A 25,848-nucleotide genomic window follows, 5' to 3' on the forward strand; every position below is an offset into this window, starting at 1 on the left:
TTTTTCAGCTGCGCTTCTACAAAAGATGCGAACCGTTCCTAGGCCTCGTGTTGGTTATCGGAAAAATGAAGATCGCTTACTGCGATGCCGTGTAGCCGCGAATAGTAAGGTTTCAGGAGAGGGCATGAAGATGATTTCGAGATTTGTAATTGTGCCTGCAATCCCTACAGAAACAGGATCCATGCGTGACGGATCGCGCTTCTACTCTCAGACCGCTCCAATAGGCTTCAACCTCTACGATAATGAGGAAAAGCATCGCCTAAAGACTACCTATCAAAACAGAGAAGAAGCCGAGGCTGAGTGTCAGCGGCTTAACCTGTAGCGCCTTCAAAACGTACTTCGGAGCGGGAGTCCATGAACGCTATAGGCATTCAGCAGTCTTACAAAGATATCCGGCGCCTGGCATTGCTGAACCAGTGGATCATAGGCCCAGCGCACGACCTACGCCAATCTGACGTGGATGTTCAGCGTTCAGGAGCGAACAAACATCGTCTGCCTCCACCCTGACCTTGAACACACCATGATTGCTAACTGAGCCACCCTCAACGAGATCTACAACCCGATATTGCTTAATGCCATCGTCCCGTCTGGTGGTCTCGATGACCCTGAATCTTGCGTGCATGGTGCATTCCCTGCAAAAAATTAGTGTCCTAGGAGTACCGATATGACTCCATGATTTCAACAATTATGCAAGGCTGAGCTGCGACAATTTATGACAGCGCGTCGTGACTTCCATCCCCCCACCCGGTGAGCAACAGGCGCAGTGATCATTGTCATGATCATCTATCCAGCTGATCAGATAACACTTGCCGCCCGACTCAATGATGTAGCGTTCACCGAGGCCGAATGAGGCGAATGTCTTTCGAGCCTCGTCGAGCAACTCTGAGCGACGCGATCAATAAACACGCGGGGGACTGTATCTACCAAGATTGCTCGCACTTCTTCACGACCGATGTCCTGCGCCATTGCACCCACACCATCGAACTGGGGAGATGCAGTACACAAAGCAAGAGGATCTACTGCGACAGCTCGATGCCAGGGGTAGGGGAAACAATTGGTCGTGAATCAGCTTCGGTGCGTTTCTTGACTACTTGGTTTCATAGTCAAGAATGAGAAGAAATTTCTCATTCGGACGAACCTTATGATTTCCGCTCTTGAGCTCCGACATATTATTGAGAGCGCGTTATTACCTCGCTCCTGCACGTGCTCCGTGAACCCCAAAGGGTCAATTTTGATCAAGATGGTTGAGCCTGTTTCTGGCCGTGTAGAACTGTTTGTCCCCGACGTGTTGGCATCGGATCTCACGTCTAGTCGGGCAATTTCAAATTTGATCGGCAGACTCAGGATTGATATGGCGGCGCGCAAAACGAGCTGTGCGTAAGTGCCATGGCAAATGATGGACTCGGAGCATCAGAGCTAACAGGCCAACAAGGGGCGGCGCATGAGGGGGAGCAGGTAAAGACCTAACTAATCGTAGTCCTGTCCCCGATGTAAGATATCCCAGACGTCAGCGTAACAAGAGACCTGCAGCTCGTGCTCGCAAAGCCATCACGATATTCGCTGGCAGCTTTTTAATTTCGTCAGAGCAAATCGCTAATTCGCCTCGAAACTCTTTCGAGTCAGCATCGTATTTTGAAATGTCAGCGAGCGCAAAGCTGTATCGGCCCAGGTAGGCCGCAGACAAATCATCTGCCAACGCCTTAGCGGGCTCTCCGGTTAACGTCAGACACGATTGCGCAATTTCATTTAGTCGTTCGCCTGGTGTTCGCTGTGTTAAACCATGTACGAAATTCCGGATGTATTTGTTATAGAGCAGGGCGCCTTTTTCGGGTTCATCCGTAGGATTTCCCGGACAATGTCGTCGTTCCCAAGGAAGGATGTAAACCGCTTTGTCCATTACAGTCTGAAGAACATAATCCGACGGCTTCACCAATCGATGCATAATCTTCTCCTGAAAAAAACACGGTCACGCTATGGTAGCTCATCCGTAGAGGCCTATAGCCTCTGTGAGAAAATCATACCGAGATGTGTTTCTAGCCCACTAACGCTCGGATTGTTTTGGCCGTAGCGCTACCAAACTTCAAGGGCCCCGGCTCGAGCTCACGTTTTTACGTGATTACCTTTGGGCGAGTCGCTCCACAGTTTTGCCTTCCGTGACTGCTTCAAGGAAGCGCATTGCGGCTACCTCATTTTGCCAGACTGTCCGCTTTCCCAAGCTTAAGTGAGTTCGTTTTAGAAGAGGACAGCGCGATCGCTACAAAAGCCCAAGTCGTTTCTTCGTCCAAAGCTGCATTGCAGCACCTAACATCTCCTTCCAAGAAGAAAAAGAGGTTTCCGATTGGACATAAGCGTCCAGCATTTCCTCGGGCATAGCTTTAAAGTCATCGACCGATTCGAGTTCAAAACCACCGGTTGCGAGAAAATCATCGGCGCTGGTAAAACGACTGTGCTCCGAGAGAAAGCTATGCGTAAGGGCTTCCGAGAGAGGCACGGACTGCGTTCCGTCAAAAGCCTCTGCGTCTTCAGCTAATTGTTTAAGTCTTTGAGTGAGTGCGTCGAACCCTTTAATAGGCATTTGAAAAACTCCTGCTCGGAACCGGTTTATGGTCTAACTCCAGACTAGACAACTCCTGTCATTTTGCGGGGAACGTTTCGGAATTTTATTCCTATGGTGGTAGAGGATTGCTATGGTTTCAATTGCAACCAAATGAGCATCGATGCGTCCGCCCGAATGAGGAGGAGCCTGCCCAAGCACGACGTCCTTCAGTACCTGGTAGACATCATCAGCGGTGAGAGGGAGATTGTGTCCAATCGGTTCAAGTCACTGGCATGCTCATAGCTCAGTTACGAGGTTGATAAAGGAAGCAGCCGTCATTTGGGCTCGACCCTTCAGGCAAGGCCTGGCTCACGATTTGGTGATTGTCGAAGGGGGATTTGTATATGAGTGTGGGCTGCATGTTCAACACTTCGTTTGCCCGTCATTAAAACCAAGGCGTCAACTAGGACATGCACTGTTGTAAAGCTCCGTGCATAAGAACGTGCACCAGTCGAAAGCAGCGCGATGGACTTTCGCCTCCCATAGCTCAACCTCATCCGTTTGTTGACCTCGGCGATTCGCTTTAGTGGGACGTCTGCTCGACCCGCTGAACCTCGGTTGGATCGATGCCACCGTCAAACCATCTATAGCTCAGGAGCTTGGACTTCCACATGGGATGGAGTGTCTCTGCTCCCGGCTGGCACAAAGGCTGCAGGATCAAATCAGGTTTACCTACCGCGTATTCCTCTGGGCACCTCACTCGGTCAATGATGATCGATGGGCCGAACAGGCCATGAATAGCATTCGTGCCTCAGACAGAGAACTCTGGCTTTAACACTGCAGAAAAACAGGCAAAGGCGCTTGGAACCGAATGGTTTCAGGCTTTTTTTTGCTCTTTTTATTCGTAATTTGCATCGGAGCCGTTCATGAAAACAGCCGCACAAAAAACCAGCAGGTGCATAGCATCGCGCCGGATCAGATGGTGTATGAAGCGCTGAAGATGATGGCTGAAAAGAATGTAGGTGCTCTACCGGTGATAGAGGGTGGACAGGTGGTTGGCGTAATAAGCGAGCGCGACTATGCCCGCAAGGTCGTTCTACAGGGGCGATCTTCGGTCGGTACTCCAGTCCGGGCCATCATGAGCGCTCCCGTCGTGACGGCAGACAGTCAGCAAAGCATAGAGCGTTGCATGACGGTCATGACCGATAGTCATCTGCGCCATTTACCGGTTGTGGAAGGTAATCAACTGATTGGCCTCTTGTCGATTGGTGATCTGGTGAAAGAAGCCATCGTCGAGCAGGCGGACCTGATCCGACAACTGGAACACTATATTCGCGGACATTAAGCGACCGAAATTGCTGCGGATGTAGGAGTCACGGGCACATGAAGTTCTCAAATGGGATGCTCGTAGAGCAGGTATTAATCAGGGAGCATTTGATATGGCCAAGTAAGGCGTCGCGAGTGGGCGAAAGTTTGCCTCTGCTTCCGGTTTACTTAAGCAGTTCCGTCAAGATGCGCGGATCTCACGAGGCTTCAGTCCCTATCATTCATTTGGCGCCTCGGCATAAGCTATCAGGGGCTTTTTGGGGATTGTTGGATGCCTTGGAACGGGCCGCTTAACTATTTATCGGCTCTTAAGGCCGTCCCCTCCTGAGCGCGCCAAATGAGCCAGCACCGGCGACTAAACATCCGTTTTTGCTGCTGAAACACTGACGAAACATTTCAGCCATATGATTCGCGCCATCGAAACCTAAGGGATTGGAGATGAATCGGCCATCAAGAAGCATGCGCAAGCTGCTCGACTCCGTTGCAACAAATAATGAGGTAGCGGCGCTCGATGTGATGCGCGCAGCAGAGCAGCTTCAAGACGAGGTGCTTCGTCAACGGTTGCTTAACATGATTCACAGGCTCAACCAGGACGCCCATGATTTGCGAATGGCGCGTGACGATATTCAGGGCGGAGCCATAAAGCTCGCGTGATCGTCTCGGAGACGTTTATTCGTCGCGCCTTCGGGCCAACGAGGCCCGGCTAAAACCTTGTTTTCTGCTGCAGGAAGCTAGGCCGGATGATGCTGGTCGCATCTCACCATAAATCGACGAGTCCGGCTCGCTTGGCCTGCGAGTCACATCTTTTCTTTTCATCTCTGTGGCCAACTGATCGCTTGCAAGCCTGAACCCTGCTGCAATCGGTTAAAGGACGCACGTATCCAACGTTCTCCCTGATGCTTTGCTGATCGAACACGTTTATCCAAAATTGTAGTGAAATATCAAAACGACGCTGGTAGTGTCCTGACCACGTTCGTTATGTTTTGGCTCCAGAGGTCATCGGATTGGGCACATAGGCGATGATGCCGACGCAGCGGACAAGCGATATCGACCAACTGCTGCCGCATCAGTGGATGCCTTCCTGACGTACACAAGGTAAGTTGGGCGGACGCTTACCCCTTGACCTCTGCTAAGCTGTAAACACGCCTTTCCATTTGGAATTCAGAAGCCCAAAGGCCACTTCAGGCAAATAGCTATAAAGTGGCCTCAATTCTGCTGTTGGGTGGTGAACGCGTGTGGACCGCCGCTTTGTAACTACTTCGGCTGCGTTACGAACACAAGTATTTCTCCCTTGTTATACATTGCTGGAACTAACTTATCAGATTCCAGTACGGGCTGGTACAGATAGATCCAGTCGGGAAGGGCGCTTGAAATTCTTGAAAAATTTTCGATGTTTGTTTTCTTTTTGTTCCAGTCGGGGATGTTCGGTGCCAAAAAATAGATTGGGCCATACGCCTTGCCACCCACAAATGCCGGAGCGTCAACCAACGGCGGGGGAGTGAAGACAAAAGACTTTACCGGGTTTAACAATGTGTTCATCTGATTATCGCCATAAGGCATCCGTCTTGGCTGTGCTTGCCAATTCCACTTGTGCTTTAGGTTGTTCTCAAGTTCTGGCCAGAAGGCGCGATTTTCCAGTAGAGCTTTGGTCTTTGCGACCGCTTCTTCACCACTGGATGCCTCAGACTCGGGGACCCAGGCTACGAACTGGCCATAACGACCGGAAACGGCTGGACCAATCAGACCGGAAATCCCGCCTGCCCAACCGATGGCGTAATAATCGAGCGCGCTGTCAAACACTCGTGTTTTAGACGCGACTTGGTTGCGACCATCACCTTGTTGAACCTTCTTATAAGACACGTCACGCACCCCCTGAATCCCCGCCTCATTCGTGATCTGCATTGCGCGAGAGGGAGCTTCTTCATGCGGCATAGATGCGCAACCTACAAGCGTCATCGAAAGTACGCTCAACGAAAAAAGCTTTCTCAGTGTCATGATCGCATCCCTTCGATTCGTAAAAGTTGTTAATTTTCACATATTGGCTTGAGAGATCAAGAGCTGAGCAAGAAACCGCCGTTGGCAATCCAATCTTAGCTTTCCTTACCCGGCCAACTTCTTTTGCTTTTCATATGCATTTTTTAATACAAGCTTAACTGTCGCGCTGAGCACTAGATTTCGCATCGTACGGGTCACAGCTACATAAAAAAAGTTTAGTTCGTCCTCCTGCTTAGAAGACGGCATTTGTGGATCAAGAACATCTGGGAAGTCTTCGTGCAGAATGAAATCAGGGGATTCCAGCCCTTTTAACTTATGGGCGGAAGTCATAAGAAAGTCAGGATATGCCTCAACATCCTTCTCATCGCCAACGATAAACGATTCTAGCGTTTTACCTTCATGGTTATGGGTAAGTGTCGTTCAATTGATCGCAAGCCACGAGAGTGGCTACCTGGAACATGGACTTGCCCCTATAAAACCGGACACCAACTCCCCGTTAAATTGATGCCGCTGCCAAACGCCTGAATTCCCTAGGTGAGCGATAGTTCAGCGCGCTGTGCGGATGCTGCTCATTGTAATGCTCGAAGGCAATTGGCAGGGAAAACCCTCAAGATGGCGGAGAGAACCCCGGTCCTACGGGTTTACCTGCACCGCAATGCCGAGCAGTGGAAAGCAGCCACACCCGCGCAGCGTGTTGAGCACCTGAACACAGGCGTTCGACTGTTCACCGTGCAGGCCGACGACGGCCCGAAAGCCGAGGTGTCCGATCATGAAAATTGATTGGTTCGAATGGATCGGGCGCGGCATGCAGCTCGCGCTCGTTGTGCTGGTGGTCGGCGGATTACTATGCCGGAGACTGAATGCTAGGACGGCTAATTCCCAATGACGACTCTTGTTTATCACTTCGATCGAACCGATAAATTCTACCGTGGTGTTACTGATGCAGACATCTGCGCAATCACAGGTGAATCACTAATACCTGGCTCTGCTACGTTACAAGCACCGCCTTCATTCGAAACCGAGGGCGAGCAAATAGCTGTGTTTGTCAGCGAAGAAATAGGCTGGATGATGGCCGCCAGAGATTTCTGGCAACCACCTGAGCACCGTGACCAACCAGAGCTTGGCAACCCCGTGACTGGAGAGTTCAGCATCATCCAATATCACCCATTTGGCGGACTCCTAAAGTACCCAGGCATCCCTAGAGTGATGGAACCATTTATTTTCGCAATGGCACTTTCCGGTCGGCTGGCCTACATGCAGACGCGAGTCGAAGAGATTATTTACCTCTACAGCCGCCGCTTTGATTTGATTGACCCCAACGTCAACTTCTACGAAAAGCTCGCCACCGAAAATCTGGTATTTCAAATGAAACGGGTTATCGATGAGGTTTTCATGAATGAATGGATTCTTCTTGAGGGCGGAGGTCTGCAATTTGCTGACGAGCGCATCATTAGGGTGTGTGAAATGCAGGACATCGACAAACTACCAGCTGGACTGACCAAAACGCATTTGATAAATATGCGAGAGGAAGACCCGGTTTTTTTCAAGGTGCTCACTGACATCCGAAACTCGTTTGCTCACCACTTCCCTGTCGCTGCGGCTTTCGGCATGATTGGCGCGGAGCATCTAACCGTAAATACTGTGCATGTGCCGAGAGGCCGCTTGAATGAGATGCGTTTTATCGAGGTGTGGCTGGAGGATCTTGTGAAGTCATTTAACCGCTTCATGGTTCGGACCTTCGGCGAGCCAACCGCGGATCACATGCATCAAGATATGTCTTAAAAACAAAGGGCGCTCTCCGTGGCGCCCTTGCCTGCCGTTTGCGCCTAGCTCCCCTCGCGCACCGCTGCTACGCTTCCGGTTTCCTCGAATGGAGTCGAAGCCATGCCCGCACTCGAATACTCTCTGCCTGACACCCTCGAACGCATCTACAACAACCAGCTGGCGCTGGAAGCTGCGATCATGGAGCTGACGCTGCTGGTCGAACAGCAGGGCCACATAGAGGCCGGCGAGAGCGTCCGTGGCGCCCTGCAAGCGATAGGTGAGAACGAGGGGCACATCCGGCAGGGCCTGGCCAAGCTGGTGCTGCAGCATCGGGGCGATTAAAGCGGACAGAGTTCTGGGGGGACAATGAGCAAAAGAACGGTGCTGACAGCTTTCGTCACCATGCTATCCATAGTAGAAGCGTCTGCCAGAGGTGTGCGAGGACATGGAGGCGCCCCCACTGATACAGCCCTTCTGGTTATCGGCGGGCTCGTTGCACTGGCACTGGCGTACAGTTTTTTCGCTAGGCTGCTCGGGGCGAAATCCACCAGCGACCAGCCCCCACCAACAGGCGTCAGTGGCGAGCCGCACCTATGCCCGGACTGCGGCGTCACTATGGTGAAGCGCCCGCAACGCTACGGGATCGGAAGAACAATCTACCGCTGCGCAACTTATCCAAAATGCACCAGCATTCGGTATCAAGAGAAACACCAGCACCGTGGTGACTGATTAGCGGGCTAGTTACATACCCGAGCAGTGCAGACCAGCTCCTTGGAAAAGAACCCTACTAGCATGATGGCAGCCAGCACACCAGTGATCACGGAGGGGATCAGAAACATCATCCAGACCTTGCGGGCTTCAGCATTGAATTTTTGAGTGGCTTTTTCATAATCGGCAACGGTAGCTGTCCTACGCGCCTGGGCAAGTATCGCTTGTGTCTTTCGCATATGACTGGCACCCCAGAACATCGAGAAACGCCTCGATCTGCTGATCGTGTTTCATCGTTTGTATATCCTTATTCAATTGGTCGAGGTTCTCTACAACTTGTCCATACCATTCTTCCAGCGATGGCTGTCTCAATTTTTGACATGAAGGCTAATTTCGGTACTTACTCGCGGAAGTGTTTTGGTCAGCGGCAACACGCTGGTCATCACTTCGATTGAAACAAACTGATGCGCCCTTGAAACTGATTACAGCTCCATTTACGGTGCTAAATTTTCTGACAATAGTTTTCAGTGGGCATGCATGAGGCATGCAAGAGGACCGACTGCAATGGGTCCAGGCTGTGTGAAACGCGCTAAATACTTGCAACTCTCGCCCCAAAGCTTGTTTTCAGCCCCCGTGTCATCCATCGGCTCCCGCACCACGCCCGCAGCTGTTGATTCGAGGAGTGACCACATCTGGCCGAGTTCTACATGTCGTCACCGGCATATTGGGTCGATTTTGTTCAACGTCGGTCCTTTCAGACTGCCCGTCTACTGACTGCTAGAAACGGCTATTTTGCGCGCAGCTACGCGAAATCTGAGCCAGGAACCCTCTGCTAAACGTAAAAATTTGAATCTAAAGCGCCTACTTTTCTTCAATGGAAACCATGGCCGACTTTTTCAACAGAATCGGCCATAGTTGCCTGTCGTAATTGGAAGCATCAGATGTAGTAGGGCTTAAAAACTTCGAAGCGATTCAGTTTTTGATGATTCTGTTTCAACTTTTAATGGTACTCGTCGCCTAGTACAATCTGTATTTGTGACCATAAATTAAATACTACATTTTGTGTTTTGATGGCTGGAGACGTCCACGTATCGTGCCGCACATGGATAAATGGATTGAATTGGTCAAGGCCAAGATGAGTGAACTCAAAATCACTCAAGAGATACTCGCCGAGCGCCTCGGGATGTCCCAGGGTGGCGTTGGCCATTGGCTGAATAAGCGTCGCGAACCTGGCGTCGACAACATGAACCGTGTGTTGAAGGCGCTTGGAATGGATTTTCTCGAGGTGGCACTGGTGATTCGCGAGCCTGAAGACGCGCCAGGCGACGAAATTTCCCTGACGCAGAAGTACAACCCGTACTTCCGCTACCCGGTCAGCGACTGGCGGGAAACAGGAGAAGTCCGCGATGGCGAACAGGCACCGTACCGCTTCGAACTGTCCGATTATCACGCTCAGGGCGCAGCCTTCTGGCTGACGGTCGTGGGGGACGCGATGACTGCACCGAGTGGTCTGAGCATCGCCGAGGGCATGTTGATTCTGGTGGACCCGGACGTAGAAGCCGAGCCTGGCAAATTGGTCATCGCGCAATGGCCGGACAGCAGCGAGGCGATATTCCGCAAGTTGATCGAAGAGGGCGGGCAGCGTTACCTGGTCCCGCTCAATCCGACGTATCCGAAAGCCCTTTACACTCAAGAGTGCCGAATTATCGGCGTGGTGGTTCAGGCGACAGCCAAATTCTAATCAGATCGGTCCTGGGGAGGGGGCGTAGGACCGATCTTCATTTCAAGCCTCTTCCAGCTCGACCAGCGCACTGCCTTCGCTGACCATCTCGCCTTCCTGGCAATACAGCGCCTTGATCACCCCGGCGTGGGGCGCGCGAATGCTGTGCTCCATCTTCATCGCTTCCAGCACCACCAGTTGCGCTCCGGCTTCGACCGATTGCCCGGTTTCCACCAGCACCCGCACGATGCTGCCGTTCATGGGCGCGGTCAGTCCGCCGTGATGGCTGTGACTGGCTTCCACGGCACTGATCGGGTCGTAGGACTCGATGCGGCGCAGCTCACCTTCCCATTGCAAGTAAACGAAGTCGCCACGGCGAATCGCCCGGTGCTGGCGGCGCATGCCGTCGTGTTCGGTCAGCAACTGTTCGCCCTTGAGTTTTGCGCTGTGGGTATTGGGGGCGCCCAACGTCAATGCGCGGTCCTGGCCTTCACAACTCAGGTGCAGGGTTATTTCCGATGGCAATCCGACGCGCAAACCGTTGCCGATGGCCCACGGCGAACTCAGGTCATCGCTACGTGGTGTACTTTGCTGGCTCTGCACAAACGCTTGGGCGGCGGCTTGCCAGAATTCATCGCTGAGCTCGGAAGGGGCCGGCAGCAGTTGTTCCTGATAGCGCGGGATAAACCCGGTATCCAGTTCGGCGGCGGCAAATGCCGGATGGCCGATGATCCGGCGCAGGAAGCTGATATTGGTCTTGAGGCCACCGATGGCGAACTCATCGAGCATGCTCAGCAACCGCAAACGCGCCTGCTCACGATCCTCGCCCCAGGCAATCAGTTTGCCGAGCATCGGGTCATAGAATGGCGAAATCTCATCGCCTTCTTCGACACCGCTGTCTACCCGACGACCTTCGCCCGGCGCGGACTCGCGATAAAGCTCCAGGCGACCGGTAGCCGGCAGGAAGTCATTGCCCGGATCTTCGGCATACAGCCGTACTTCAATCGCATGGCCGATCAGCGGCACCTGAGCCTGGGTCATCGGCAATGCTTCGCCACGGGCCACACGAATCTGCCACGCCACCAGGTCGAGGCCGGTGATGGCTTCGGTGACCGGGTGTTCGACCTGCAAGCGCGTGTTCATCTCCATGAAGAAGAACTCGCCACGAGCGTCCAGCAAAACTCCACGGTGCCGGCACCGACGTACCCGATGGCTTGCGCCGAACGCACGGCGGCTTCGCCCATGGCACGACGCAGTTCAGGGCTCAGGCCGGGGGCGGGTGCTTCTTCGACGACTTTCTGGTGCCGGCGCTGAATCGAGCAGTCGCGTTCGTTGAGGTACAGGCAATTGCCGTGTTGATCGGCAAACACCTGGATTTCCACATGGCGTGGTTTGAGCAGGTATTTTTCCACCAGCATCCGCGAATCGCCGAACGAAGACAGGGCTTCGCGCTGGGCCGAGGCCAGGGCTTCGGCGAGTTGGCCGACTTCCTCGACCACTTTCATGCCCTTACCGCCGCCGCCAGCCGTAGCCTTGAGCAGCACCGGGTAGCCGATGCGTTCGCAAGCATCGCGGAAGGTGTCGAGGTCTTGCGCTTCGCCGTGATAGCCCGGCACCAGCGGCACGCCGGCGGTTTCCATCAGGGCTTTGGCCGCGGACTTACTGCCCATGGCGTCAATGGCCGAGGCGGGTGGGCCGAGGAAAATCAGGCCAGCGTTTTCAATGGCGCGGGCGAATCCGGCGTTCTCCGAAAGAAAGCCATAACCGGGATGGATCGCCTGGGCGCCGCTGGCTTTGGCGGCGGCGATCAGTTTGTCGATTTGCAAATAGCTGTCAGCGGCTTTGCTGCCACCGAGGTCGACGCGGATATCGGCTTCGCGGCTGTGCCTGGCATCACGATCGGTTGCGCTGTGCACGGCCACGGTGGTCAGGCCCAGGGCCTTGGCGGTGCGCATCACCCGGCAAGCGATTTCGCCGCGGTTGGCCACCAGCAGGGTGGTGAGGACAGGTGCGCTCATCAACGCGGCTCCTTGGGAGTGATTTCGGCTTGCCAGCTCGGCGGGCGTTTTTGCAGAAAGGCGCGCAGGCCTTCCTGGCCTTCGGGGCTGACGCGGATGCGGGCAATGGCGTTTTCGGTGTAGCGGCGCAATGCCGGGGTCAATGAGCCGTCGCCGACTTCACGCAACAAGTCTTTGCTGGCACGCATGGCCGCCGGGCTATTGAGCAGCAGATTATCGATCCATTGTTCGACTCGCTGTTCCAGTTCAGAGGATGGATAGCTCTCCGACAACAGACCCAGTTCCCGTGCCCGTTGCCCGCCGAAGCGTTCAGCGGTCAAGGCATAGCGCCGGGTGGCGCGTTCGCCGATGGCTTGCACCACGAACGGGCTGATCACGGCCGGAGCCAATCCGATGCGCACTTCCGACAGGCAGAACTGCGCGTCATCGACGCCGATGGCCATGTCACAGCAACTGATCAAGCCCAACGCACCGCCAAAGGCCGCTCCTTGCACCACGGCCAGGGTCGGGATTTTCAGTTTGGCCAGGTTGTACATCAGCTCCGCCAGTTCCCGGGCGTCGTCGAGGTTGGTGTGGTAATCGAGTTCAGCCGATTGCTGCATCCACGCAAGGTCAGCGCCAGCGCTGAAATGCTTGCCACGGCCGCGTACCAGCAGGAAACGCAGGCTGGCATCGCTCGACACCTGGTCCAGGGCGAGGATCAGTTCGCGGATCATTTGGGCGTTGAACGCGTTGTTCTTTTCTTCGCGGCTGAGCCACAGGGTCGCGAAACCTCTTGGATCGCTCAGCAGTTCGAGGGTGTTGAAGTCGCTCATATTGTCCGTCTCCACATCTCTATTCTGTGTAGGAGCGAGCTCGCTCGCGATGAACTAAAGGGCGGCGCGTTCATTCAGAAAGCCCGCATCATCGTTAACGTCCATCGCGAGCGAGCTCGCTCCTACAAAGGTCGGATCACATCCGGAACACGCCGAAGCGGCTCGGTTCGATTGGCGCATTCAGCGACGCCGACAAGGCCAGACCCAGGACATCGCGGGTTTGTGCCGGGTCAATGACGCCGTCGTCCCACAAGCGAGCGCTGGAGTAATAAGGGTGGCCCTGTTCCTCATACTGGTCGAGGATCGGTTGCTTGATCTCGGCTTCCTGCTCGGCGCTGAAACCCTGGCCACTTCGCTCGGCCTGCTCGCGCTTGACCTGTACCAGTACGCCGGCCGCCTGTTCGGCACCCATCACGCCAATCCGCGCATTCGGCCACATCCACAGGAAGCGCGGATCGTAGGCGCGACCGCACATGCCGTAGTTACCGGCACCGAAACTGCCGCCGATGATCACGGTGAACTTCGGCACTTTGGCGCACGCCACGGCGGTCACCAGTTTTGCGCCGTGCTTGGCGATGCCGCCGGCCTCGTATTTCTGGCCGACCATGAAGCCGGTGATGTTTTGCAGGAACAGCAACGGGATGCCGCGCTGACAGGCCAGCTCGATAAAGTGCGCGCCTTTCTGCGCCGCTTCGGCGAAGAGGATGCCATTGTTGGCCAGGATCGCGATCGGGTAACCGTGCAGGTAGGAAAAGCCACATACCAGCGTGGTCCCGAACAAGGCCTTGAACTCGTCGAACACCGAGCCATCCACCAACCGTGAAATCACTTCACGCACGTCAAACGGCTGCTTGGCATCGGCCGACACCACGCCGTACAACTCGTCGCTGCTGTAGAGCGGGGCGATTGGCGTGCGTTGCTGCACTTCACCAAGCTTGCGCCAATTGAGGTTGGCGATGCTGCGTCGGGCAATGGCCAGGGCGTGTTCATCGCTCTCGGCATAGTGGTCGGCCACGCCGGAAATTTTGCAGTGCACATCGGCCCCGCCAAGGTCTTCGGCGCTGACCACTTCACCGGTCGCGGCTTTCACCAGCGGCGGGCCGGCGAGGAAAATCGTCGCTTGCTCGCGGACCATGATCGCTTCGTCGGCCATCGCCGGCACATAAGCGCCGCCAGCGGTGCAGGAGCCCATGACCACGGCGATTTGCGGAATGCCCATGGCGCTCATGTTGGCCTGGTTGAAGAAGATCCGGCCGAAGTGCTCACGGTCCGGAAACACTTCATCCTGACGCGGCAGGTTGGCGCCACCAGAGTCCACCAGATAAATGCACGGCAGGCGGTTCTGCTGGGCGATGGTCTGGGCGCGCAGGTGTTTTTTCACGGTCAGTGGGTAGTACGAGCCACCTTTTACCGTGGCATCGTTGGCGACGATCATGCATTCGACGCCTTCCACGCGGCCAATCCCGGCAATCACGCCGGCGGCCGGAACGTCTTCGCCATAAACCTCGTAAGCCGCCAACTGGCTGATCTCGAGAAACGGCGAACCTGGGTCGAGCAGGCGATTGATCCGCTCACGAGGCAGTAGTTTGCCCCGCGAGGTATGGCGTTCTTGTGCTTTCAGACCGCCACCTTGCTGCACTTGGGCGAGCAGGGTGTGCAGCGCGTCGACCTGTTTGAGCATCGCCGCGCTGTTGGCGGCGAACTCCGCTGAGCGGGGGTTGAGCTGGGTATGCAGGATAGCCATGGGCAGCTCCGTTTAGCGGGTTTCGTTGAACAGTTCGCGACCGATCAGCATGCGACGGATCTCACTGGTGCCTGCACCGATTTCGTACAGCTTGGCGTCACGCAGCAGACGACCGGCCGGGAATTCATTGATGTAACCGTTGCCGCCGAGAATCTGGATCGCGTCGAGGGCCATTTGCGTGGCGCGTTCGGCGCTGTAGAGGATCACGCCGGCTGCATCCTTGCGCGTGGTTTCGCCGCGCTCGCAGGCCTGGGCCACGGCATACAGGTAGGCGCGGCTGGCGTTGAGTTGGGTGTACATGTCGGCGACCTTGCCCTGGATCAGCTGGAACTCGCCGATGCTTTGGCCGAACTGCTTGCGGTCGTGGATGTACGGCACGATCAGGTCCATGCAGGCCTGCATGATCCCGGTCGGGCCGCCCGAGAGCACGACGCGCTCGTAGTCGAGGCCGCTCATCAGCACCTTCACACCGCCATTGAGCACGCCGAGGATGTTTTCTTCCGGCACTTCGACGTCATCGAAGAACAGTTCGCAGGTGTTCGAACCACGCATGCCGAGCTTGTCGAACTTGTTGCTGCGGCTGAAGCCTTTCCAGTCGCGCTCGACGATGAAAGCGGTGATCCCGTGCGGGCCTTTTTCCAGGTCGGTCTTGGCGTAGATCACATAGGTGTTGGCGTCCGGACCGTTGGTGATCCAGGTCTTGCTGCCGTTCAGAACGTATTTGTCACCGCGTTTATCGGCGCGCAATTTCATCGATACCACGTCTGAACCGGCGTTCGGCTCGCTCATGGCCAGGGCGCCGATGTGCTCGCCGCTGATCAGCTTCGGCAGGTATTTGGATTTCTGTTCGTGATTGCCGTTGCGGTTGATCTGGTTGACGCAGAGGTTGGAGTGCGCGCCGTAGGACAAGGCGACAGACGCCGAACCACGGCTGATTTCTTCCATGATCACCACGTGCGCCAAGTAACCCAGGCCAGCGCCACCGTATTCTTCCGGCACGGTAACGCCCAGCAGGCCCATGTCGCCGAATTTGCGCCACAGGTCGGCGGGGAACAGGTTGTCGATGTCGATCTGAGCGGCGCGGGGGGCGATCTCTTTGGCGACGAAGGACTGAACCTGATCGCGCAGCATGTCGATGGTTTCACCGAGGGCAAAATTCAGGGATGGGTAGCTCATGGGTCACCTTTTGGCTTTTTTGTCGGTTGGTGAGACAGTCAATCGGCTCTCACCTTTACGTTAACGTAAGCCTGTGACGAATGGCTGTCAATCACCCTTTACGTTAACGTCAACTTAGGTGATTCTGTAGGAGCTGAGCTTGCTCGCGATGGACGTTAACGATGACGCGTACCGTCTGAAGAAATGCGGTGTCCTGACGTTCATCGCGAGCAAGCTCGCTCCTACAGAATAAAGACAATAGGGGTCGTCATGGATCAACCCAGTGTAAATCCGCAGCGCAGCTACACCCGTGGTTCCCAGGACAAAGCCTTGTTGGCGATGACCATCGGCCAAGCGTTCGATAACACGGTAGCTCAGTATCCGACCGGGGAGGCGCTGGTCGTGCGCCATCAACAGTTGCGCTACACCTGGCGGCAACTGGCGGAGACTGCGGACCTGCACGCCAGGGCACTGCTGGCGCTGGGTCTGCAGACCGGTGACCGTCTCGGCATCTGGGCGCCGAATTGCGCCCAGTGGTGCATCAGTCAGATCGCCAGCGCGAAAATCGGCGTGATCCTGGTCAACATCAACCCGGCCTACCGCAGCTCCGAACTCGAATACGTGTTGAAGCAGTCCGGCTGCCAGTGGCTGGTGTGCGCCGGGGCCTTCAAGACGTCCAACTATCACGCCATGTTGCAAGGCCTGGTGCCGGAGCTGGCGGAGCAGTCCATTGGCAAGTTGCACAGCGAGCGCCTGCCCGAGTTGCGTGGTGTCATCAGTCTGGACGCGCAACCGCCAAGCGGTTTCCTGCCGTGGTCGCAACTGGCCGATCTGGCCGGCAGCGTGTCGGTCGAGCAACTGCACGAACGTCAGGGCAGCCTGCATTTCGATCAGGCGGTGAACATTCAGTACACCTCCGGCACCACCGGTTTCCCCAAGGGCGCGACCCTCAGTCACTACAATATTCTCAACAACGGTTACATGGTCGGCGAAAGTCTCGGCCTGACTGCCGCTGATCGCCTGGTGATCCCGGTGCCGTTGTATCACTGCTTCGGCATGGTCATGGGCAATCTGGGTTGCATCACCCACGGCAGCACCATGATTTACCCCAACGATGCCTTCGATCCATTGCTGACCCTGAGCACCGTTGCAGAAGAAAAAGCCACTGCGCTCTACGGCGTGCCGACCATGTTCATCGCCATGCTCGATCAACCGCAACGCGCCGAATTCGACCTGTCGAGCCTGCGCACCGGGATCATGGCCGGGGCGACATGCCCTATCGAGGTGATGCGCCGGGTCATCAATGAAATGCACATGAGCGAAGTGCAGATTGCCTACGGCATGACGGAAACCAGTCCGGTGTCGTTGCAGACCGGTCCGTCGGACGATCTGGAGTTGCGCGTCACCACCGTCGGCCGCACTCAGCCGCAGCTGGAAAGCAAAATCATCGACGAGGCGGGCAATCTGGTGCCGCGTGGCACCATTGGCGAACTGTGTACCCGCGGCTACAGCGTGATGCTCGGCTACTGGAACAACCCGCAAGGCACTGCCGAAGCGATCGATCAGGCGGGATGGATGCACACCGGTGATCTGGCGAGCATGAACGACGAAGGTTATGTGTGCATTGCCGGACGCAACAAGGACATGATCATCCGTGGCGGTGAGAATGTTTACCCACGAGAGCTGGAAGAGTTCTTCTTTACCCACCCGGCCGTGGCGGACGTGCAGGTGATCGGCATTCCATGCTCGCGCTATGGCGAAGAGATCGTCGCCTGGATCAAGTTCCACCCCGGCCACAGCGCTACCGAGCAAGAGCTGCAAGCCTGGTGCAAGGAGCGCATCGCGCACTTCAAGACGCCGCGTTACTTCAAGTTCGTGGAGGAGTTCCCGATGACTGTGACTGGCAAGATCCAGAAATTTCGCATGCGCGAGATCAGTATCGAGGAGTTGCGCATCAACAAGGCCTGACAATTCCCCTGTAGGAGCGAGGCTTGCCCGCGAAGAACGATGAAGCGGAATTCTTGTGAGACCGCGGCGTTCCCTTCGCGGGCAAGCCTCGCTCCTACACAGATACCGGTTTTGCTGAATGCCAGACAGCACAAAGGGGAGCCGAAGCTCCCCTTTAATTTTGTCGTTGCGCGTGCTCTTTTTTTATTATTGAGGGTCGGTCTGTTTTTGTTTTTGGCAACCGTTGCCCTTTACCGCTGTTTTTGGCGATCCCCATCCGGGATCAAGAGCAAACGTATTTTTTTGAGCGCTGATCTACTTTCTCGCTGAGCGATCCAACCAGTTCGGGAGCTACCTGAGGGTAGTTTTATTGTTCTCTGCCCGGTTGCGGGTTACTCCGAAAAGCACCCTGAAAAGCACACCTTCTCCAAAAAAATCTGTTAGCTGCGTCTCTGCCGTGTTGTTTTTGTTATGTCAGAGTCGTTACGTCTTGTTTTTATTGGGTGTGTCGCGTTTTTTTATTCTTGTTATGCCATAGAGATAGCAGGAGCTGTGCCAACTTTTAAAAACCCTTAAAATTCAATGGCTTAATATTTTTTAGGATTTCTCTCTCAGGGAATCCCTGACAATTTGTTTCCGTGTTACTCGCTTTCGCCCCACGATCCGGCTTTTGCGGTAACACCCGGACACACCCGCACACTCACTGTGCGCTACGAGCCTTCGCCACGCGCGAACCCGTCGGGCGCCCCAGCACATTGCAAATTTGCTGGCCGGCCAGGATCAGGGCGTCCAGGTCGATTCCAGTTTCGATGCCGAGGCCGTTGAGCAGGTAAACCACGTCTTCGGTGGCGACGTTACCGCTGGCGCCCTTGGCGTAAGGGCAGCCACCGAGGCCGGCGATGGAACTGTCGAACACCGAGATCCCTTCCAGCAGGCTGGCGTAGATGTTGGCCATGGCCTGGCCGTAAGTGTCGTGGAAATGCCCGGCCAGTTTTGCTCGCGGCACATCGGCCGATACCACCTCGAACATTCTGCGGGTCGCGCCAGCGGTGCCGGTGCCGATGGTGTCGCCCAGCGAGACTTCATAGCAGCCCATGGCGTAGAGCTCACGGGCGACCCGGGCGACTTGCTCGGGTGCGACGTGACCTTCATAAGGGCAGCCCAGCACACAGGACACGTAACCGCGCACACTCACGCCGTGTTGTCTGGCGGCGTCCATGATGGGTACGAAACGCTCCAGGCTTTCGCTGATCGAGCAATTGATATTGCGCTGGGAAAACGCTTCGGACGCTGCGGCGAACACCGCGACTTCCTTGACCCCAGAGGCGAGGGCGTCTTCAAAGCCGCGCAGGTTGGGCGCGAGTGCGCCGTAGGTGACGCCCGGTTTGCGCTGGATCTGCGCGAAGACCTCGGCGGAACCCGCCATCTGCGGCACCCACTTGGGCGAAACGAAACTGCCGACTTCTATATATCCCAGGCCAGCGGCCGTGAGTGCGTCGACCAGTTGCACCTTGTCGGCGACGCTGATGGGTTGTGCTTCATTTTGCAGACCATCGCGGGGGCCGACTTCGACAATGCGTACTTGGGTGGGGAGGGACATGGGATTCGACCTGTGTAGTTAAGACCCCTGTAGGAGCGAGCAAGCTCGCGAAAAACGTCCGGACAACGCGGGCATTCAGACGGCCCGCGTCATCGTTCACGACCATCGCGAGCATGCTCGCTCCTACAGGGGGCGTTGATTATTGAATGGCCTGCTGGCTCTTGATGGTCTGTTCCAGCGCTTGCACACAGCGCTCTTCGGCGGTATCAAGTTCCAGTTTCATCTGTTCAATGTCCAGCAGCTGCTGTTCCAGCTGTTCCCGGCGTTCGCTGATTTTTGCCAGCATGCTGTGTAGTTGCTTGGTGTTACCGCTGGATGGGTCGTAGAGCTCGATCAGCTCACGGCATTCGGCCAGCGAAAAGCCGATGCGCTTGCCCGCAGGATCAGCTTCAGGCTGACCTTGTCACGGGGTGAATAGATGCGTTCCTGACCACGGCGTTCGGGGCTGAGCAGGCCTTGCTCTTCATAAAAGCGGATGGCCCGGGTGGTGATGTCGAGCTCGCGGGCGAGGTCGGAAATGCTGTAGGTCTGGCTGCTCATGGAAGCGCTCGCAAAAGGTCATGGCGCTAAGCTAATGGCAGGTTGACGTTTACGTCAAGGGGCGGGGGTTTTCATCGTCATTGCGCGCCTCTTCGCGGGCAAGCCTCGCTCCTACAAGATCCCCACCGTCTGTAGGAGCGAGGCTTGCCCGCGAAGAACGATAATGCGGTGTAGAGCCCTACACCTTCTCGAGCTTCTTCTCATGCGCCGTAACCTGCTGGCACAACTCGATCATCTGCTCGCGCATCCAGCGGTTGGCCGGGTCCTGGTCGGTGCTTTCGTGCCAATAGAGGTGGGTTTCCACCGGCGGCACATCGTTGACCGGCAAACTGAAGGCATGCAGATCGTTACGGCGGGCGAAGCGCTCCGGCACGGTCATCACCATGTCGGTCTGCTGCAACACTTGTGAGGCCATCAGGTAATGCTGGGAGCGCAATGCGATCTTGCGCTGGATACCCATCTTGCCCAAAGCCAGATCGACATGGCCGAGACCGCTGCGACGGCTGGAAATATGGATGTGGGTCAGGCCCAGGTAATCATCCAGGGTGAATTTATCCTTGGTCGCCAGCGGATGCCCCTTGCGCATCGCACAGACGTAGCGGTCTTCCATCAGCTTGACGTGGCGCACCTGCGGGTCGGTGTTGAGTGGCGCATCCACGGCGAAATCGAGGCGACCGGCCGCCAGTTCCTTGGTGGTTTCGCGACGCTTGGACAGGAAACTCTCAATGATCACCGTCGGCGCGAGGCGGCGCAGGCGCTGGAACAGCGGCGGCAGAATCACCGCTTCGGTAAGGTCGGTCATGCTGATGCGATAGGTCTTGACCGCCTGCAGCGGGTTGAAAATGCGGCTTTCCTGCACCGATACCCGCAGCAGCGAGAGGGCGTTGCGCACCGGGCCGATGATGTTCTGTGCCATCGGCGTGGGCACCATGCCTTGGGCGGTGCGTACGAACAACGGATCGTTGAAGGTCTCGCGCAGACGGGCCAGGGCGTTCGACACCGCCGGTTGGGTAATGCCGACAATCTGCCCGGCGCGGGTCAGATTGGCTTCGGTGTAGATCGCGTCGAAGACGATGAAAAGGTTGAGGTCGACCTTGCTCAGATTCATTTACGCGGCTCTCTTATTGTGTGGACGGGTAGCCTTGGCTATCAGTCGATCATATATCGGTGATGAATGTTAATACACGCCGAGAATAGGCTAGGTAAATTATCAACGCTGTTCTAGCATCGATTGCATGACCTAAACAACCTCCCGCAAGAAGGTAGCTGCCCATGGATTTCGCTTATTCGCCCAAGGTTCAGGAACTGCGTGAGCGCGTGACCGCGTTCATGGACACCTACGTTTATCCCGCCGAAGCCGTGTTCGAGCGCCAGGTCGCAGAAGGTGACCGTTGGCAGCCGACGGCGATCATGGAAGAACTCAAACTCAAGGCCAAGGCCGAAGGCCTGTGGAATTTGTTTCTGCCTGAGTCGGAACTCGGCGCCGGCCTGACCAACCTCGAATACGCGCCTCTGGCTGAAATCATGGGCCGCTCGCTGCTGGGCCCGGAGCCGTTCAACTGCTCGGCGCCGGACACCGGCAACATGGAAGTGCTGGTGCGCTACGCCAATGAAGAGCAGAAACAACGCTGGCTGGAACCGCTGCTGCGCGGCGAGATCCGCTCGGCGTTCGCCATGACCGAACCGGACGTAGCGTCCTCCGACGCCACCAACATGGCCGCCCGTGCGGTGCGTGATGGCGACGAGTGGGTGATCAACGGCAAGAAATGGTGGACCTCCGGCGCGTGTGATCCGCGCTGCAAGATCCTGATCTTCATGGGCCTGAGCAACCCCGACGCGCCACGCCATGCCCAGCACTCGATGATTCTGGTACCGATCGATACCCCCGGCGTGAAGATTGTGCGTCCGCTGCCGGTGTTCGGTTATGACGATGCACCACACGGCCACGCCGAAGTGCTGTTCGACAACGTGCGTGTGCCGTACGAAAACGTCCTGTTGGGCGAAGGGCGCGGCTTCGAGATTGCGCAAGGTCGGCTTGGCCCTGGCCGGATTCACCACTGCATGCGCTCGATCGGCATGGCTGAACGCGCACTGGAACTGATGTGCAAACGCTCGGTAAACCGCACGGCGTTCGGTAAACCCCTGGCACGACTGGGCGGCAACATCGACAAAATTGCCGACTCGCGGATGGAAATCGACATGGCACGCCTGCTGACGTTGAAGGCGGCGTACATGATGGACACCGTCGGCAATAAAGTGGCGAAGAGCGAAATCGCGCAGATCAAGGTGGTAGCGCCGAACGTGGCCTTGCGGGTGATCGACCGGGCGATCCAGATTCATGGCGGGGCCGGGGTTTCCAATGATTTCCCGCTGGCCTACATGTATGCCATGCAGCGCACCCTTCGCCTGGCCGACGGCCCGGATGAAGTGCACCGCGCGGCGATCGGCAAGTTCGAGATCGGCAAGTACGTGCCGAAAGAGATGCTGCGTAGCAGCCAATAAGTCCGCGTTATCGTTCTTCGCGAGCAAGTCGGATCGCCGCACCGCCGCTCCCACATTTGGAATGCATTCCCCTGTGGGAGCGGGCTTGCTCGCGAAGGCGTCATCACATTCACCACAGCAACATCAGATTCAATACACCCAAACCTCAACCCGCCGATTCTTGATCCGCCCCTCATCCGCGCTATTGGCCGCCACCGGCATTACGGCGCCGAAGCCGCGTACCTCGCGCATCACCACGCCGCTTTTCACCAGCTCCCGCCGTACCGCCATGGCCCGCAGTTTCGACAACAGGTCGGCGCGCGCCGGGTCGCTCTTGGCATCACCAAATCCCACCAGCGTCACCTGCCGATCGGTTTTGTCATGCAGCTTTATATAGTCGAGTACCCGCGACAGGTCTTGTCGGGCCTTGTTGTCGAGGCTGGCGCTGCCTTCTTCGAAACGGAAGTTCACCGTCAGGCGCTGGGCGTGACGACTGAGTCCCTGGTAGCCCTCGGGCATCAGCGCGTTCGGTGTGACGGCCATGGCCTGCACGGTTTGGGCGATAAAGCCGTTGGCGGCAACAATCGCCTGGCCCTCGCTGCTTTGGGCGAACGCGACCAGCGCCTCGGCCCAGGGGTTTTTCCCCTCAGGCGGCAGGTAAAAGAACAGCCGGCGGGACAACGGATAGTCTTCGGTGGCAATCAGGCTGCTGAGCGGCAGCATCGCTTGGGATTGGCCATCAACAATCGCCACGGCTTTGGCCTGGCGCACATAGGGCAGGCCAATGAAACCGATGCCTTGCGGGTCGAGGCTGACCGCGTCGGACAACTGCTCGCTGGATTCGAACCGTTTCGCAGCGCCGCTCAGGTTTTTCCCACGACCGCTGAGGACCAATTCCTTGAAGGTGTCGTAGGTGCCGGACTGATCATCCCGCGCATACAGATGAATCGTCCCACCGCTGCCGCCGACTTCTTCCCAGGTTTTGACTTCGCCACTGAAAATGCGCGCCAATTGCACGGTGTCGAGTTGGTTCAGCGGATTTTGTGGGTGAAGGATGATTGCCAGTCCGTCGATCGCGATGACCTGTTCGGCACCGGGGCTTTTCAGATCACCCAGCGCCTGGAGGTCAGCCAACTCGCGGTCCTTGATCGGGCGTGATGAAGCAGCGAGATCGGCGCTACCGGTTTTCAGCGCGCTGAAGCCGGTGCTGGAACCATGGGCCGCCAGCTCCACCTCGACCCGGCGTCCCTGGCCGGTTTCACCAACGATGCGCAGTTCATTGGCCTTGTCCGGGGTTTCGCTGTGTACTTTGATAAGGCCTTGTTGGCGCAACAAGCCTTCGACCAGCGCCGGGCCCAATGCCGCGCCGATGGTGTTGGAACCCTGGATGCGCAGCACCGGGCCTTGTTCGGGCGCAGGTAAGTCGCCAGCCGAAGCCGTAAGCGGCAGCCACGCGCAGAGCATCAACAGGAACAGACCGCGCAGCGTCATGCCAGCACCTTATATAGCCAAAAGGAGGTGCCGGGAGATTAAGTCAGTAAGGTTTCTAAAAGATGACAGTTTTCCAATGTGGGAGCGGGCTTGCTCGCGAAAGCGGTGTGTCAGATAAATGAATGTCGCCTGACACTCCGCCTTCGCGAGCAAGCCCGCTCCCACATTGGATTTGTGTAGAGTTTGATCAGCTCAATTCAAGCCAGATCGGCGCATGATCCGATGGTTTTTCCATGCCACGCAGTTCGTAGTCCACACCCGCATCCTTGACCCGTGGCAACAGCCCATGGGACGCCATGATCAAGTCAATGCGCAATCCACGCTTGGGCTCGTCTTCGAATCCGCGGCTGCGGTAGTCGAACCAGCTGAAGCGATCGGCCACATCCGGGTTGAGGTGGCGGAAGCTGTCCACCAGGCCCCAGTTTTTCAAACGGGCCATCCACTCGCGTTCTTCCGGCAGGAAGCTGCATTTGCCGGTTTTCAACCAGCGCTTCATGTTGTCCGGGCCGATACCGATGTCGCAGTCTTCCGGCGAAATGTTCACGTCGCCCATGACGACAAGGGAGTGGTCGTTCTTGAACTGGCTTTCCAGCAGTTGCTGCAAGTCGCTGTAAAAGCGTTGCTTGGCCGGGAATTTGGTTGGGTGGTCGCGGCTTTCACCTTGTGGGAAATAGCCGTTCATGATGGTCACCGGCACGCCATTGGCATCGGCGAATGTGCCCCAGATAAAGCGACGTTGCGCGTCTTCTTCATCGGTAGCGAAACCTTTGTGCAAAGCAATCGGTTCCTGGCGCGAGAGCAGGGCGACGCCGTAATGACCTTTTTGCCCGTGGAAATACACGTGGTAGCCCAGGGCTCTGACTTCTTCGAGGGGGAACTGGTCGTCGTGGACCTTGGTTTCCTGCAAGCCGATCACATCGGGCTGGTGCTTTTCGATCAGCGCCGCCAGCTGATGAGGACGCGCGCGCAGCCCATTGATGTTGAAGGAGACAATCTTCATGGTCGGCAGTCCTGGCAAAAGGGCGATGCTAGCTGACATGTCGGAATGGGGCCAGTGTTGGGGTGAGGGGATTCATTGTGTGCTGTCAGATCTTTATTGGCATTTCGGGCCTCTTCGCGGGCAAGCCTCGCTCCTACAAGAAATTACGATCCCCGTAGGAGCGAGGCTTGCCCGCGAAGAGGCCAGTGCAGCCGGCCTCATAATTGACTGACTGATGTATTCCCGGAGCCAACTTGCTCCCACAATGAATGAGTCTGGTCTATACCTGTGGGGGAACTGTGTTGCCACCCAGAGGCTCGTACCAACAAGAGCGCAGCCACCCGAGCTGTGCCGGGGAGATCAACCGTCATGCCCGAAAACTCCACCGCCATCGCCGATATCCACATGCTCGACAGCGGCTATTCCCGCGAAGCGCGTTCCTTGTTGTACCAGGCTTACCGGCACGAGCCGACGTTCGGTTACCTGTTCGAAGCAGAACGTCCCGGCTATGAACAGCGGGTGCGCGCGACTGTGCGGGAGCTGGTCAAGCAACACTTTTTGCAGGACTTGCCGGCCATCGGCCTGCTGGTCAACGACCGTTTGATCGGCATCGCCCTGATCGCACCGCCGCAACGTCGGCTGGGTATCACCGAAAGTTGGGCCTGGCGTTTGCGGATGGTGTTAAGCACCGGTTTTCGCTGCACGCGCCGCTACCTTGAGTATCACGATGCGGTCGCGGCATGTGCGCCGTCCGATGCGGTGCATGTCCTGCCGTTACTGGGGATTCATCCGCAATTTCAAGGCAAGCATTTCGGCGAGCAGTTGCTGCAAGCGGTGCATAACTGGTGCGCGGTGGATGAGAGCTCTCAGGGCGTAATTCTTGATACCGGGGATCCGCGTTACCTGGAGTTCTACAAGCGTCAGGGCTATGAGGAAATCGGCGAGGTGGCTGTAGGACCGATACGTGAACACGTGTTTTTCCACGCCAACCCCCAGGTGGTACAAACCGCCACGGCCTGAGCGACGAAC

At 56.6% G+C, this 25,848-nt stretch carries 23 protein-coding genes and 4 pseudogenes; 12 read left to right on the forward strand and 15 right to left on the reverse strand.

The window, feature by feature from the left end:
- The first annotated feature begins 124 nt into the window (after positions 1 to 124).
- Positions 125 to 322: a hypothetical protein gene (locus tag CES87_RS22895; RefSeq protein WP_322784173.1), complete on the forward strand. Its 198-nt coding sequence runs from the start codon at positions 125 to 127 to the stop codon at positions 320 to 322.
- 819 nt (positions 323 to 1,141) lie between these two features.
- Positions 1,142 to 1,381 (forward strand): DUF1652 domain-containing protein, encoded by a 240-nt coding sequence (locus tag CES87_RS22910; protein ID WP_128607887.1) that lies wholly within the window; start codon positions 1,142 to 1,144, stop codon positions 1,379 to 1,381.
- 126 nt (positions 1,382 to 1,507) lie between these two features.
- On the opposite strand, the gene CES87_RS22915 is transcribed toward CES87_RS22910, so the two are convergent.
- Together CES87_RS22915 and CES87_RS22920 are read right to left on the reverse strand one after the other, a co-directional pair.
- On the reverse strand, positions 1,508 to 1,942 hold the full coding sequence (locus CES87_RS22915; RefSeq protein WP_128607888.1) for a hypothetical protein: 435 nt from the start codon (positions 1,940 to 1,942) through the stop codon (positions 1,508 to 1,510).
- Between the two features lie 312 nt (positions 1,943 to 2,254).
- Entirely contained in the window at positions 2,255 to 2,575 is a 321-nt protein-coding gene (locus tag CES87_RS22920; RefSeq protein WP_128607889.1) for a hypothetical protein, read from the reverse strand.
- A gap of 832 nt (positions 2,576 to 3,407) precedes the next feature.
- On the opposite strand from CES87_RS22920, the gene CES87_RS22925 reads away from it, so the two are divergent.
- From CES87_RS22925 to CES87_RS22935, 3 genes and pseudogenes are all read left to right on the forward strand, one after another.
- Positions 3,408 to 3,881, forward strand: a complete 474-nt coding sequence (locus CES87_RS22925) for a CBS domain-containing protein (protein ID WP_256591054.1) — start codon at positions 3,408 to 3,410, stop codon at positions 3,879 to 3,881.
- Between the two features lie 128 nt (positions 3,882 to 4,009).
- Positions 4,010 to 4,156 (forward strand): annotated as a pseudogene (locus tag CES87_RS33550) (ParA family protein); the annotation flags it as partial.
- Between the two features lie 144 nt (positions 4,157 to 4,300).
- A complete protein-coding gene (locus tag CES87_RS22935) occupies positions 4,301 to 4,516 on the forward strand; it encodes a hypothetical protein (RefSeq protein WP_128607890.1) in 216 nt (71 codons plus the stop codon).
- A gap of 600 nt (positions 4,517 to 5,116) precedes the next feature.
- Here the strand turns inward: CES87_RS22935 and CES87_RS22940 are convergent.
- The 3 genes and pseudogenes from CES87_RS22940 to CES87_RS22950 form a co-directional block, all read right to left on the reverse strand.
- Complete coding sequence (locus CES87_RS22940) at positions 5,117 to 5,857, reverse strand: hypothetical protein (protein ID WP_128607891.1); 741 nt, start codon at positions 5,855 to 5,857, stop codon at positions 5,117 to 5,119.
- A 105-nt stretch (positions 5,858 to 5,962) separates the two neighbouring features.
- Positions 5,963 to 6,187 carry a hypothetical protein gene (locus tag CES87_RS22945; RefSeq protein ID WP_128607892.1) on the reverse strand — a complete coding sequence of 75 codons (225 nt, stop codon included), beginning with the start codon at positions 6,185 to 6,187 and terminating at the stop codon, positions 5,963 to 5,965.
- 166 nt (positions 6,188 to 6,353) lie between these two features.
- Positions 6,354 to 6,458: pseudogene (locus tag CES87_RS22950) on the reverse strand (integrase core domain-containing protein); the annotation flags it as partial.
- A gap of 11 nt (positions 6,459 to 6,469) precedes the next feature.
- On the opposite strand from CES87_RS22950, the gene CES87_RS32425 reads away from it, so the two are divergent.
- The 3 genes from CES87_RS32425 to CES87_RS22960 all read left to right on the forward strand — a co-directional run bounded on the left by CES87_RS32425 (position 6,470) and on the right by CES87_RS22960 (position 7,963).
- Positions 6,470 to 6,637, forward strand: coding sequence for a hypothetical protein (locus CES87_RS32425; protein ID WP_178081471.1), 168 nt, complete (start codon positions 6,470 to 6,472; stop codon positions 6,635 to 6,637).
- A gap of 102 nt (positions 6,638 to 6,739) precedes the next feature.
- Positions 6,740 to 7,639 carry a hypothetical protein gene (locus CES87_RS22955; protein ID WP_128607893.1) on the forward strand — a complete coding sequence of 300 codons (900 nt, stop codon included), beginning with the start codon at positions 6,740 to 6,742 and terminating at the stop codon, positions 7,637 to 7,639.
- 102 nt (positions 7,640 to 7,741) lie between these two features.
- Positions 7,742 to 7,963, forward strand: a complete 222-nt coding sequence (locus CES87_RS22960; RefSeq protein ID WP_128607894.1) for a hypothetical protein — start codon at positions 7,742 to 7,744, stop codon at positions 7,961 to 7,963.
- 395 nt (positions 7,964 to 8,358) lie between these two features.
- Here the strand turns inward: CES87_RS22960 and CES87_RS22965 are convergent, their stop codons facing one another.
- Complete coding sequence (locus tag CES87_RS22965) at positions 8,359 to 8,589, reverse strand: hypothetical protein (RefSeq protein WP_128607895.1); 231 nt, start codon at positions 8,587 to 8,589, stop codon at positions 8,359 to 8,361.
- An 842-nt stretch (positions 8,590 to 9,431) separates the two neighbouring features.
- Here CES87_RS22965 and CES87_RS22970 point away from each other — a divergent pair.
- The gene (locus CES87_RS22970; protein WP_128607896.1) at positions 9,432 to 10,070 is read left to right on the forward strand and encodes a LexA family transcriptional regulator; all 639 of its coding nucleotides are present in this window, start codon (positions 9,432 to 9,434) and stop codon (positions 10,068 to 10,070) included.
- A gap of 42 nt (positions 10,071 to 10,112) precedes the next feature.
- Here the strand turns inward: CES87_RS22970 and CES87_RS22975 are convergent.
- The 4 genes and pseudogenes from CES87_RS22975 to CES87_RS22990 form a co-directional block, all read right to left on the reverse strand.
- Positions 10,113 to 12,067: pseudogene (locus tag CES87_RS22975) on the reverse strand (biotin carboxylase N-terminal domain-containing protein).
- Positions 12,067 to 12,882 carry a gamma-carboxygeranoyl-CoA hydratase gene (locus CES87_RS22980; protein ID WP_128607897.1) on the reverse strand — a complete coding sequence of 272 codons (816 nt, stop codon included), beginning with the start codon at positions 12,880 to 12,882 and terminating at the stop codon, positions 12,067 to 12,069. Before CES87_RS22980 ends, CES87_RS22975 begins: the two are co-directional and overlap by 1 nt.
- A gap of 136 nt (positions 12,883 to 13,018) precedes the next feature.
- Entirely contained in the window at positions 13,019 to 14,626 is a 1,608-nt protein-coding gene (locus CES87_RS22985) for a carboxyl transferase domain-containing protein (RefSeq protein WP_128607898.1), read from the reverse strand.
- Between the two features lie 12 nt (positions 14,627 to 14,638).
- On the reverse strand, positions 14,639 to 15,802 hold the full coding sequence (locus CES87_RS22990; RefSeq protein ID WP_046032531.1) for an isovaleryl-CoA dehydrogenase: 1,164 nt from the start codon (positions 15,800 to 15,802) through the stop codon (positions 14,639 to 14,641).
- A 249-nt stretch (positions 15,803 to 16,051) separates the two neighbouring features.
- Between CES87_RS22990 and CES87_RS22995 the strand changes: the two genes are divergently transcribed.
- Positions 16,052 to 17,749 (forward strand): AMP-binding protein, encoded by a 1,698-nt coding sequence (locus CES87_RS22995; protein ID WP_128607899.1) that lies wholly within the window; start codon positions 16,052 to 16,054, stop codon positions 17,747 to 17,749.
- A gap of 679 nt (positions 17,750 to 18,428) precedes the next feature.
- Here the strand turns inward: CES87_RS22995 and CES87_RS23005 are convergent.
- From CES87_RS23005 to CES87_RS23020, 3 genes and pseudogenes are all read right to left on the reverse strand, one after another.
- Positions 18,429 to 19,328, reverse strand: coding sequence for a hydroxymethylglutaryl-CoA lyase (locus CES87_RS23005; RefSeq protein WP_128607900.1), 900 nt, complete (start codon positions 19,326 to 19,328; stop codon positions 18,429 to 18,431).
- A gap of 139 nt (positions 19,329 to 19,467) precedes the next feature.
- A pseudogene (locus CES87_RS23015) lies at positions 19,468 to 19,868 on the reverse strand (MerR family DNA-binding transcriptional regulator).
- Between the two features lie 178 nt (positions 19,869 to 20,046).
- Positions 20,047 to 20,976, reverse strand: coding sequence for a LysR family transcriptional regulator (locus tag CES87_RS23020; RefSeq protein WP_128607901.1), 930 nt, complete (start codon positions 20,974 to 20,976; stop codon positions 20,047 to 20,049).
- A gap of 164 nt (positions 20,977 to 21,140) precedes the next feature.
- On the opposite strand from CES87_RS23020, the gene CES87_RS23025 reads away from it, so the two are divergent.
- Positions 21,141 to 22,370 carry an acyl-CoA dehydrogenase gene (locus CES87_RS23025; RefSeq protein ID WP_128607902.1) on the forward strand — a complete coding sequence of 410 codons (1,230 nt, stop codon included), beginning with the start codon at positions 21,141 to 21,143 and terminating at the stop codon, positions 22,368 to 22,370.
- A gap of 129 nt (positions 22,371 to 22,499) precedes the next feature.
- Here the strand turns inward: CES87_RS23025 and CES87_RS23030 are convergent, their stop codons facing one another.
- Both CES87_RS23030 and xthA read right to left on the reverse strand, forming a co-directional pair.
- Complete coding sequence (locus CES87_RS23030; protein ID WP_128607903.1) at positions 22,500 to 23,840, reverse strand: substrate-binding domain-containing protein; 1,341 nt, start codon at positions 23,838 to 23,840, stop codon at positions 22,500 to 22,502.
- A gap of 187 nt (positions 23,841 to 24,027) precedes the next feature.
- Positions 24,028 to 24,840, reverse strand: a complete 813-nt coding sequence (gene xthA / locus CES87_RS23035) for an exodeoxyribonuclease III (RefSeq protein WP_128607904.1) — start codon at positions 24,838 to 24,840, stop codon at positions 24,028 to 24,030.
- A gap of 348 nt (positions 24,841 to 25,188) precedes the next feature.
- Between xthA and CES87_RS23040 the strand changes: the two genes are divergently transcribed.
- Entirely contained in the window at positions 25,189 to 25,839 is a 651-nt protein-coding gene (locus CES87_RS23040) for a GNAT family N-acetyltransferase (RefSeq protein WP_128607905.1), read from the forward strand.
- Positions 25,840 to 25,848: the final 9 nt, after the last annotated feature.

This window comes from Pseudomonas sp. ERMR1:02 (genome assembly GCF_002277815.1).
In the GTDB taxonomy this organism is placed as follows: Bacteria; Pseudomonadota; Gammaproteobacteria; order Pseudomonadales; family Pseudomonadaceae; genus Aquipseudomonas.

Excerpts from the sequence above, each read along its gene's own strand:
- CES87_RS22935 (WP_128607890.1), top strand. The coding sequence starts at position 4,301 with ATGAATCGGCCATCAAGAAGCATGCGCAAGCTGCTCGACTCCGTTGCA.
- CES87_RS32425 (WP_178081471.1), top strand. The coding sequence starts at position 6,470 with ATGGCGGAGAGAACCCCGGTCCTACGGGTTTACCTGCACCGCAATGCC.
- CES87_RS22920 (WP_128607889.1), bottom strand. The coding sequence starts at position 2,575 with ATGCCTATTAAAGGGTTCGACGCACTCACTCAAAGACTTAAACAATTA.
- CES87_RS22955 (WP_128607893.1), top strand. The coding sequence starts at position 6,740 with ATGACGACTCTTGTTTATCACTTCGATCGAACCGATAAATTCTACCGT.
- CES87_RS22965 (WP_128607895.1), bottom strand. The coding sequence starts at position 8,589 with ATGTTCTGGGGTGCCAGTCATATGCGAAAGACACAAGCGATACTTGCC.
- CES87_RS22980 (WP_128607897.1), bottom strand. The coding sequence starts at position 12,882 with ATGAGCGACTTCAACACCCTCGAACTGCTGAGCGATCCAAGAGGTTTC.
- CES87_RS22940 (WP_128607891.1), bottom strand. The coding sequence starts at position 5,857 with ATGACACTGAGAAAGCTTTTTTCGTTGAGCGTACTTTCGATGACGCTT.
- CES87_RS23020 (WP_128607901.1), bottom strand. The coding sequence starts at position 20,976 with ATGAATCTGAGCAAGGTCGACCTCAACCTTTTCATCGTCTTCGACGCG.
- CES87_RS22985 (WP_128607898.1), bottom strand. The coding sequence starts at position 14,626 with ATGGCTATCCTGCATACCCAGCTCAACCCCCGCTCAGCGGAGTTCGCC.
- CES87_RS22990 (WP_046032531.1), bottom strand. The coding sequence starts at position 15,802 with ATGAGCTACCCATCCCTGAATTTTGCCCTCGGTGAAACCATCGACATG.
- CES87_RS22895 (WP_322784173.1), top strand. The coding sequence starts at position 125 with ATGAAGATGATTTCGAGATTTGTAATTGTGCCTGCAATCCCTACAGAA.
- CES87_RS23040 (WP_128607905.1), top strand. The coding sequence starts at position 25,189 with ATGCCCGAAAACTCCACCGCCATCGCCGATATCCACATGCTCGACAGC.
- CES87_RS22960 (WP_128607894.1), top strand. The coding sequence starts at position 7,742 with ATGCCCGCACTCGAATACTCTCTGCCTGACACCCTCGAACGCATCTAC.
- CES87_RS22945 (WP_128607892.1), bottom strand. The coding sequence starts at position 6,187 with ATGACTTCCGCCCATAAGTTAAAAGGGCTGGAATCCCCTGATTTCATT.
- CES87_RS23005 (WP_128607900.1), bottom strand. The coding sequence starts at position 19,328 with ATGTCCCTCCCCACCCAAGTACGCATTGTCGAAGTCGGCCCCCGCGAT.
- CES87_RS22925 (WP_256591054.1), top strand. The coding sequence starts at position 3,408 with ATGGTTTCAGGCTTTTTTTTGCTCTTTTTATTCGTAATTTGCATCGGA.
- xthA (WP_128607904.1), bottom strand. The coding sequence starts at position 24,840 with ATGAAGATTGTCTCCTTCAACATCAATGGGCTGCGCGCGCGTCCTCAT.
- CES87_RS22915 (WP_128607888.1), bottom strand. The coding sequence starts at position 1,942 with ATGCATCGATTGGTGAAGCCGTCGGATTATGTTCTTCAGACTGTAATG.
- CES87_RS22995 (WP_128607899.1), top strand. The coding sequence starts at position 16,052 with ATGGATCAACCCAGTGTAAATCCGCAGCGCAGCTACACCCGTGGTTCC.
- CES87_RS23025 (WP_128607902.1), top strand. The coding sequence starts at position 21,141 with ATGGATTTCGCTTATTCGCCCAAGGTTCAGGAACTGCGTGAGCGCGTG.
- CES87_RS23030 (WP_128607903.1), bottom strand. The coding sequence starts at position 23,840 with ATGACGCTGCGCGGTCTGTTCCTGTTGATGCTCTGCGCGTGGCTGCCG.
- CES87_RS22910 (WP_128607887.1), top strand. The coding sequence starts at position 1,142 with ATGATTTCCGCTCTTGAGCTCCGACATATTATTGAGAGCGCGTTATTA.
- CES87_RS22970 (WP_128607896.1), top strand. The coding sequence starts at position 9,432 with ATGGATAAATGGATTGAATTGGTCAAGGCCAAGATGAGTGAACTCAAA.